Origin of the sequence: Streptomyces sp. NBRC 110611, assembly GCF_001590865.1 — a bacterium.
GTDB lineage: Bacteria > Actinomycetota > Actinomycetes > Streptomycetales > Streptomycetaceae > Streptomyces.
Window position 1 is genome coordinate 1 of the sequence record NZ_BBUY01000042.1, and the last position, 9,006, is coordinate 9,006.

General features: G+C 65.7%; 4 protein-coding genes and 5 pseudogenes. 7 read left to right on the forward strand and 2 right to left on the reverse strand.

Features of this window, described 5'->3' with window-relative positions; genetic code table 11:
* Positions 1-430: 430 nt before the first annotated feature.
* The 5 genes and pseudogenes from AZE13_RS32665 (at position 431) to AZE13_RS38785 (ending at position 6,667) form a co-directional block, all read left to right on the forward strand.
* Complete coding sequence (locus AZE13_RS32665) at positions 431-2,719, forward strand: SpoIIE family protein phosphatase (protein ID WP_066940302.1); 2,289 nt, start codon at positions 431-433, stop codon at positions 2,717-2,719.
* Positions 2,720-3,261: 542 nt separating this feature from the next.
* A complete protein-coding gene (locus AZE13_RS32670; RefSeq protein ID WP_066940304.1) occupies positions 3,262-3,477 on the forward strand; it encodes a hypothetical protein in 216 nt (71 codons plus the stop codon).
* Between the two features lie 314 nt (positions 3,478-3,791).
* A pseudogene (locus tag AZE13_RS32675) lies at positions 3,792-5,168 on the forward strand (ISAzo13 family transposase).
* Positions 5,169-5,533: 365 nt separating this feature from the next.
* Positions 5,534-5,845: a transposase gene (locus tag AZE13_RS39445; protein ID WP_181690531.1), complete on the forward strand. Its 312-nt coding sequence runs from the start codon at positions 5,534-5,536 to the stop codon at positions 5,843-5,845.
* 31 nt (positions 5,846-5,876) lie between these two features.
* Positions 5,877-6,667 (forward strand): annotated as a pseudogene (locus tag AZE13_RS38785) (transposase).
* Here AZE13_RS38785 and AZE13_RS32690 read toward each other — a convergent pair.
* Entirely contained in the window at positions 6,573-7,016 is a 444-nt protein-coding gene (locus AZE13_RS32690) for an ImmA/IrrE family metallo-endopeptidase (protein WP_066940313.1), read from the reverse strand. The pseudogene AZE13_RS38785 and the gene AZE13_RS32690 overlap by 95 nt on opposite strands.
* A gap of 213 nt (positions 7,017-7,229) precedes the next feature.
* On the opposite strand from AZE13_RS32690, the pseudogene AZE13_RS32695 reads away from it, so the two are divergent.
* Positions 7,230-8,032 (forward strand): annotated as a pseudogene (locus AZE13_RS32695) (transposase family protein).
* Positions 8,033-8,062: 30 nt separating this feature from the next.
* Here AZE13_RS32695 and AZE13_RS32700 read toward each other — a convergent pair.
* Positions 8,063-8,534, reverse strand: a pseudogene (locus AZE13_RS32700) (transposase family protein); the annotation flags it as partial.
* A 150-nt stretch (positions 8,535-8,684) separates the two neighbouring features.
* Between AZE13_RS32700 and AZE13_RS32705 the strand changes: the two are divergent.
* Positions 8,685-9,006 (forward strand): annotated as a pseudogene (locus AZE13_RS32705) (IS701 family transposase); the annotation flags it as partial.

The following is a 9,006-nucleotide window of genomic DNA, read 5'->3' on the forward strand; positions in this document are numbered from 1 at the left end:
GGGTATTTCCTCGGGGCAGGCATCGGCTGCGCTCCTCTCATGAGACCCACCTGACCTGCTGCCACCCTTCCTCGCATCTCGGCGGAACCGCAACCTCCAAGGCTGCCTCAAGATCCGCACCCACTACGACGAAGCCAGCACCTGGGCCCACCACGCCCAACCTCAACCCACGTCCGCTTGACACGAAACAAGATGAGATGTCTGACAGCGCCGCTCCGGCTGCTCCATGGTGAGCAGGGCCCGGGCGTGCCATACACGCTTCGGAGGCGAAAGGGGGTTAATATTGGCTTATGTTCAGGCTTGTACCTCCTGTTCTCTCTGCTCCTTGTTTGTCAGTCAGCTGTCAAGAGTTCCTGTGAACGTCCGTGACGGGGGAGGGTGGACGCCTGGGCGGGAGGCTTCCCGGCGCACCAGGAGAGCCTGGCGGCGTGTGCTCGGTGTACGCAGCGTCGCCGGTCAGGTGTTCGCTCTCCACTTCGTCGTCGTGCTGCTGCTGATCGCGGCCGTGACGGTCCAATGGGTGCTCATCGCGCGGGATGGCGCCCTGGAAGAGGCTGGTGAGCGGTCGCTGGCTGCGGCCCAGGGGTTCGCGAACGCCCCGGGTGTTGCGCCGGCGCTGCGTTCCGCCGACCCGACGGCGGTACTGCAACCACAAGCCGAAGCGGTTCGCCGCCGTGCCGATGTCGACTTCCTCGTTGTGATGAACCGCGACGGCATCCGGTACACGTCTCCGACTTCATCGGCGATCGGGCAGAAGTTCATCGGCACGATCGGACCGGCCCTTGCCGGGCGCCCGGTCACGGAGCGGCTCACCATAGAGTGCTGCCGCAACGTGGTGCAGGCCGTGGTCCCGATCATGGACTCCGGGAACAAGGTGGTCGGCCTGGTATCCGCCGGGGTGAGAACCGTGGGAGTCAGCGGTTATGTCAGCCGGCGGCTTCCCTTCCTCTTCACCGCGGCCGCCGTCGCCCTCGCGATCGGCATCGGCGGGACCGCCCTGATCAGCCGGCGGCTGCGGCGCCAGACACATGGCCAGGGCCCGGCCCAGCTGGCCCGGATGTACGGCGACCTGAAGCTGCTCTACAACGCGAGCACCTCCATCGGCACCACCCTCGAGGTGAAACAGACCGCCCAGGAGCTGGCCCGGGTCGCGGTGCCCGCGTACGCCGATTTCGTTACGGTCGACCTGGCCGAGCGGGTCGTGCACGGGGACGAGCCGGCCGTTGACGGCAGCACGGAACTCCTGCGCACGGCTGTCCACGGAACCCGGAGCGACCACCCTTTCCGCTCAGAGGGCCAGCGGGTCACCGTCGCACCCTCCACGCCACAAGCCCAAGCCCTGTCCACCGGACAGGCCGGACTCCTCCCCGACCTGCAAACAGCGCAAGCATGGAAGGGGGACGGACGCCACGCGGAGCAGGCCAGGAAGATTCTCGACCACGGGATTCACTCAGCCATTGTGGCCCCGCTGACAGCGCGGGGCGTAGCGCTGGGCATCGTCACCTTCTGGCGCTCGCGCAGAGCAGAGCCCTTCGCCGAGGATGACCTCGCGGTGGCCGGCGAACTCGCCGCTCGCGCCGCGGTGAGCCTCGATAACGCACGCCGATACACCCGTGAGCACTCCATGGCCGTCACGCTGCAGCGCAGCCTGCTGCCGCGCGCCCTGCCGGAGCAGAACGCCGTGGATGTAGCTTCCGGTTACCTGCCGGCTCCGTCCGGGGTCAGGGGCGACTGGTTCGATGTCATTGCCTTGCCGGGCTTCCGTGTGGCACTGGTGGTCGGCGATGTCGTGGGACATGGGCTGCACGCCACTGCCACCATGGGAAGACTCCGCACGACCGTCCACAACTTCTCCGCGCTGGACTTGCCGCCCGACGAGCTGCTGGCCAGCCTCGATGAGCTGGTCAGCCGCATCGACCAGGCCGAGACGGACACCACCGGAGGATCCGCGATCACAGGAGCCACCTGCCTGTACGCCATCTACGACTCCGCATCGGGCCGGTGCACCCTGGCCCGGGCCGGCCACCCGGTCCCCGCCCTCGTCAGCCCGGACGGCGAGGTGACCTTCCCGGAGGTCCCCGCTGGCCCACCACTGGGAGTGGGTGGCCTGCCCTTCGAGACAACGGAACTCCAGCTGCCCGAGGGCAGCACGCTGGCCCTGTACACCGATGGACTCTTCAAGGATCGGGGACGGGACATCGCCGCTGGAGCCGCCCTCCTGCGCGACACCCTGGCAGCACCTGGCCGCACATCACAGGAGACCTGCCAAGAGGTGCTCCAAGCCCTGCGCCCGGCCATCCAGGGCGACGACATCGCGTTGCTCGTCGCCCGCACTCGTCTTCTCGAGCCCGGCCGCATCGCCGACTGGGACATCCCCAAGGACCCCAGCGCGGTAGCTGCCGTGCGCGAGGCCGCAGCGGAGAAGTTAGCCGACTGGGGGCTCGACGACATCTCCTTCACCACTGAGCTCATCCTCAGCGAACTGATCACCAACGCCGTCCGCTATGCCGCCGGACCGATTCACCTCCGCATGCTCCTTGACCGAAGCCTCGTGTGCGAGGTGTCCGATGCCAGCAGCACCGCGCCGCACCTGCGCTACGCGGCCACCACGGACGAGGGAGGGCGAGGGATCTTCCTCGTCGCTCAGCTCGCCGACCGCTGGGGCACTCGCTACACCGCCACCGGAAAGGTCATCTGGAGCGAGCAGATGCTGCCATGACGATGGTGGGGTCCGTCGAGCGGCGACTGAGACTGGCCACGGTGCCTGAGGCAGGGCTGTTGCAAAGTCCGGGTGGTGGCGTGAAGCTGCAGGTCACGGTCGTGTGACGCCTGTCGGCCGTTCCGTCTCGTACGCAGCGAAGCTTCGGTTGGCGCGGGTGACCGACCAAGTTGCCCTGCTGAACCGGAGCTTCGATGTGCCGCCAGTCTGCCAGCGTGTGCCTGATCAGCCCGGCCTGTTCCGGCAGCTGAGGGCTCTGCCGTGGAAGCAGGCCACCGCCTGGCGCTACGACCGTGAGTCGGGCCACGGCCGCAGGAATCCCGGGTGACCAGGGCCTTGACCGTCACCGAACTCGATACCGAACTCGATCTGGGCTTCCCCCACGCAGTGCAGGCCGCCCGGATTCTGCGATACCGCACCGATCTGCGTACCAGAGGACCACCCGGCAGACCGTCTACGCGCTCACCGACCTGACGGCCCGCGACGCCTCCCCACAGCAGCTCGGTCAGCTGGCCCGCACGCAATGGACGATCGAGAAGTGGATGATCGAGAACCGGACCCACCTCGTCCGCGACACCACCTTCACCGAGGACACCTCCAAGATCCGCACCGGCCACGGACCGGACAACATGGCCACCCTCCGCAGCTTCGCGATCAACCAACTGCGAGCAACAGGCCGCACCAACATCGCCGCCGACCTCCGCGAGATGTCCTACCAGCTCTTCCACCGCCCGCTCAACCTCCTCGGCTCAGCCTGACCAACAACGATCCAAGAATCGACAGACTTCGCAACAGCCCCGCCAACCCCCTTGCGTGAACTGCGAGAACGCTAAGGGCCTGCCGGAGAACAAGGCGTCGCTTCCGTGATCGCGTGTCGTTGTTGTGGTATGGGGATTCCGGAGGGGACCGAGGCGGCGCTTGCAGCGAAGTTCCAGGCACTGTTCCCGCACTTGGACGAACGTCAACGCCGTCTGGCCATAGGGGCGGAGGCCGCAAGCGTGCGGTGGACCTGGATCCGGGCTTGCGTCCCGCGCTGCTGGGCTTGGTGGAGCCGGACGTACGCGGGGATCCGATGTCGCCGCTGCGGTGGACGGTGAAGTCAACCCGGCAGCTGGCCGCTGAGCTGACCCGGCAAGGCCACCGGGTCTCGGCCGACACGGTCGCCTCCGTGCTGCGCGAGGAGGGCTTCAGCCTCCAGGGCAACGTCAAGACCGTCGAAGGCGCCCAGCACCCGGACCGGGACGGGCATTTCCGCTATATCAACGAACAGGCCAAGAACCTTCAGGCGGCTGGCGATCCCGTGATCAGTGTGGACACCAAGAAGAAAGAGCTCGTCGGCAACTACAAGAACGCCGGACGCGAGTAGCATCGCGAAGGCGACCCGGTCCGGGCACAGACTCACGACTTCCCCGACGCTGATCTGGCAAGGCGATCCCGTACGGAATCTACGACCTGGCCGCGGATGCCGGCTGGGTCAGCGTCGGCCACCGACCATGACACCGCCGCCTTCGCCGTCTCCTCCATCCGCCGCTGGTGGCACGCGGCCGGACGTGCCGCCTACCCGCACTCCCGACGTTTGCTGGTCACTGCGGACACGGGCGGTTCCAACGGTTACCGCACCCGGGCCTGGAAGTTCGAGCTGGCCGCCCAGGCCCTCGAGACTGGCCTGGAGATCACGGTCTGTCACTTTCCTCCAGGTACTTCAAAATGGAACAAGGTTGAGCACCGGCTGTTCTCCCACATCACGATGAACTGGCGCAGCAGGCCGCTGACCAGCCACGACGTCATTGTCAACAGCATCGCGGCGACCATCACCCGCACCGGACTCACCGTCCGGGCCGAACTCGACACCACCTCCGATGAGACCGGAGTGAAGGTCAGCGACGGGCAGATGACCGCCCTGCCGCTAAACCGCCACGACTGGCACGGCGACTGGAACTGTAGCCTGCGTCCCGAGGAACACTGCCAGGATGGAGTCCCTCCGATTCCGCCCCAGCTCGAGCCCGGCCCCGGCTGCGCATGGCTGGTCCACTCGGCCCTGACCGGCATGGACCCCAATCAGTGGGACCAGCTGATCGGGGAGCTGGCGGCGGCGCGGGAGGCCCAGCGGGAAGAAGATCTTCACCAGCGACGGGGCGGCGACCGGCAGAAGGTTCCCACCGCCGGCCTCTATACCGGCCGGCGCCCCGGCCTCACCCTCGTCGACCGGCTCCTGGCCACCCTTCCGCTACGAGCAATTGGGGCTTCCGCAGGTCGCCATCGCCCGCCTCTGCGCGGTCGCACCCAGACCATCAACCGGCGCATCCGAAAAACCCACCAACTCCTCGACCAGATCGGGCACACCATCGCCCCGGCCGAGCACCGCCTCGCCACCCTGAACGACCTCGCAGACCTCGCCACACAGCTCGGGATCACCCCAACACCAGAGATCAAGACAGCGAGTTGGTAACCGGCAGGCCCTAACTACCGGGCCTTGGGTGAAGGCCCGGTAGTGGTCGTCCACCGCATAGCCGATAACTTCTTTGGTGCAGCAGTTTATGACGGTCGCGAGATGCAGCCAGTCCTCGCTGGTCGATATGTCGCATCGTTTCGATGAACTCGTACTTGCTCGCTACTGGGCATCCCTCGCAAAGTATGCTGCGGCTTTTTCAGGAAAGTGCTCTCCGTCTCAACTTCCCGGATACGGCGTTCAAGTTCCTTCAGGCGTGCCCGCTCAGTGGCGCACCGGTCGGCGGCTCGCTGCGCTGCTTGTACTTGTCCGCCCAACCCCGGAGTGTTTCTGTATTCAGGTCGAGTTCCTACGCTGTCTCGGAGATGGTCTTGCTGGACCGGAGCGCAATCTGGACGGCTTCCTCACGGAAATCCGGGGTGTACTTGCTGGTTGGTATCACTTTGTGCCTCCTCGTTTCCTGGACAGGGCAACCCTGTTGGGCCCCTGTCCAGAAACTCCGGGGCACCTCAAAGGAGACGGTCTCCACGACTACGGACAAGGCCCTGGACTCGATGGCCGACTGGCGCACACGCCCACTGGACCCCGTCTACCCGGTCGTGTTCGTCGACTGCGTGAACGTGAAGATCAGAATGGTGCGGTCGCGAATCGTCCGATCTACGTGTTCTTGGCTGTGACCTGCGACGGCCATCGCGAGGTCTTGGGCCTGTGGGCCGGGGCGGCGGCGAGGGCGTCAAATACTGGCAGAACATCCTCGCCGAGCTGCAAAGCCGCGGAGTCCGCGGTGTGCTCATGCTCGTCTGCGACGGTCTCAAAGGACTGCCGGAGGCGGTCAATACTGTCTTCCCGCAGACCGTGGTCCAGCTCTGCATCGTTCACCTCATCCGCGCCACGCTGAAGCACATCTCGTGCGTGGACTGGGGCAAGTCGGCCCGCGACCTGCAACCCGTCTACACAAGCGCGAGCGAGGATGAAGCTCTCGCCCGGCTGGCCAAATTCAGCGAGAGATGGGAAGCCAAGTATCCGGCCGCGTCCGGGCGTGGGAGAGATCGTGGAGCGAGGTGGTGCCCTTCCTCGGGTTCCCGACGCCGATCCGGAAGATCATCTCGACGACCAACGCGATCGAGAGCCTGAAGGCGCGCTACGGGCGCCCGGTTAACGCTTGCGGGCATTTCCGATACGAGACCGCTGCCCTCAAGCGGCTCTACCTCACTACGCTCGCCCTCGACCCGACCGGCCGCGGACGCAAGTGGTGGACCCGCCGCTGGAAGGAGGTGATGAATGCGTTCGACATCGCCTTTGACGGACAACTCTCGGCCGAACGAGCACAGGCCGACCAGATCAATGGGAAACCTCCACTCCAACCCAGTGGTGGACTCCGCATTCGTGATACTCTCGAACTCGTCAGCTGCAGCCGACGAGTTCGAGGTCGGTACCTAGCCAGCGTTGTTCGTCGTATTGTTCCGCCAGCAGGCGCGCGCGGTAAATGCGCGGAGTGATCTCCAGCTCGCGGGCAATGGCAGCTGGCTGCAGTCCTGACTCACGGGCGACTGCCAGCTGAACTGAGGTGATGAGTTTGCGGGCGGCCCACATTTCTGCTGTGCGCTCCTGACTAATGGATGCCAGGGTCGTCAAGCTGTCGTCCCCGAACGCACATCTTTGGTGCTTCAATGCAATATGCGCTAGCTCATGTGTGAGTGCACAACGTTTCTGGATGGGGCTCAGACCAAGGGTGCAGTACACCTTGCCATGCTCAGCATCCCAGGCCGCCAGTACGTCGTGGAGCGGAAGGTATTGGATGGGGACGCTAAGCTTCTCAAGCTCCGCTTCAGGGTCAAACGTGGGCATATTAAGCTCCATCTCCCGTGGAGGAGGCTACTGTGGGTGACATTTCTATATCAGGAGAGTCGCCAGCTAAGCGAAGATTCTGGACGGCTTGCGGTATATTTGATGCTCTTTCACTCGGATGAACCACTGAACCTCTTTCATCCTGCCTCTGAGAGGGTGAAGTCCCTGGTCAAGTGGGGTGCGGGGTGACGCGACGAAGCCCCCGTCGTTGGTGTGGTGATTCCACTCATCGCACCAGCCGCCGGGGGCTTGGTTGGTTCCGCATTCTTCCATGCTCGACGTACCGCATGAGCTGGTCGAGCATGTCTCCTGGCTGATCTATGCCCGCCAGCGGGATATCAACTCGCCGTGGCGGAGACTGGGTTGCTTCAAGCAAGCCCTGCTGGTGCTCACCCATTTGCGGAAGAACGAGACGTTCACGCAGGTCGCGGCAGGTTCGGAGTCTCCGTCACGACGGCTTGGCGGTACGTCGACGAGATCCTGGAGGTCTTGGCCGCGTGGGCACCAGGCCTGCGCGAGGCCTTGGTCTGTCTGGGTGAAGGGAACTTCGTCATCGTTGACGGCACCCTCATCCCCACCGACCGCACCGCCGCGGACGAACCCCACTACTCACAGAAACACAGGCAACACGGGATGAACGTGCAGGTCATCGCCCGCCCGGACAGCACACCCCTGTGCTTCTCCCGCACATTGCCGGGACGGACCCACGACCTGACCGCGGCCCGAGCCCACGGCATCGTCCAAGCCTGCCCGACCAGGGAAATCCTCGCGCTCGCGAACTGCGCCTACCAAGACGCCGGCGCAACCGTCCGCACCCCTACAAAAACCACCGCGAACAACCCGACCACTACCACCAGTTGAACCACGACCACGCCCGCCTCCGAGCCCCTGGCGAACGCGCCTTCGCCGGGCTCAAGCAATGGCGCATCCTCCGCAAGGCACGATGCTCAACCAACCGCATCACACGGATCGCCACCGCCATCCACACCCGCCTCACCTGCGAAAACGAAGGATGAAAAAGGCTCAGTGAGCCTTTTCCAACCTCGCTCTGAGTTGGTCGGATGAAGGGTCGGGACAGCCTGGACGACTTTGGTGATCCGGGCGGTTGAGCACCGTAGTTTGCGGAGGAGCCGCCAGGACTTGAGGGTGGCGATGGCCTGCTCGACAAGGGCCCGGTTCTTTGCGTGGGACCGGTTCACCGCCTTCTGGCCTGCGGACAGGTCTCCCACCGTCCCCAGCATGGGATGTGGACCGTGCCGCCGGCGCCCCGATATCCCTTGTCCGCCCAGCATGGGATGCCGGCCTGGGCCAGAGCGTCGACGATGCCGTGCTCCCGGGCGGCGCGGACGTCGTGCACGGCGCCGGGTAGGGCTGTAGAGGCCCACAGCAGCCGGCCGAAGGGGTCCGCGAGGACCTGCACGTTCATCCCGTGCTTCTGTGCTTGCCGGAGAAGAACGGCCGGTCCGCGGCGATGCGGTCGACCGGCAGGAGCGTGCCGTCCAGGAGCGGATACGCCTTCGCCCGCGTGTACTACCCGCTGCACGCGGCCCCCTACACCCCCGCCCACCACTTCACCCGCGGCCGGTCCGACCCGGCTTTCCGCACCAAACCGCAACTGGCCGCTGCCCTCACGGCCCGCCGGAAGGCGGCGGGTTCGGCTGCCGGGCGGTGGTCGCCGACTGCGCCTACTCCGTCAGCGACGACTGGTACCTCGCACTGAGCGAGGCTGGCCTGGCCTACGGGGTGGCCCTCAAACCTCGCAACGGTGTCTGGGCCCCGGTCGACCAACCGCATACTCCCGTTGAGGCCGCACAGGACCTGGCCCGGAAGGACGCCAAGCATCCTGGCGACTGGACGCCCGTGGAGCGTCACATCCGCGACGGGCACACCGAGACCTGGTGGGCCGCTGATGCCCGCCTGGCCGGCTACGGCCCCGACTCACCCTGCTGGCTGGTCGTGGCCACCACCGACCCAGCCGACCTGCCGGAGA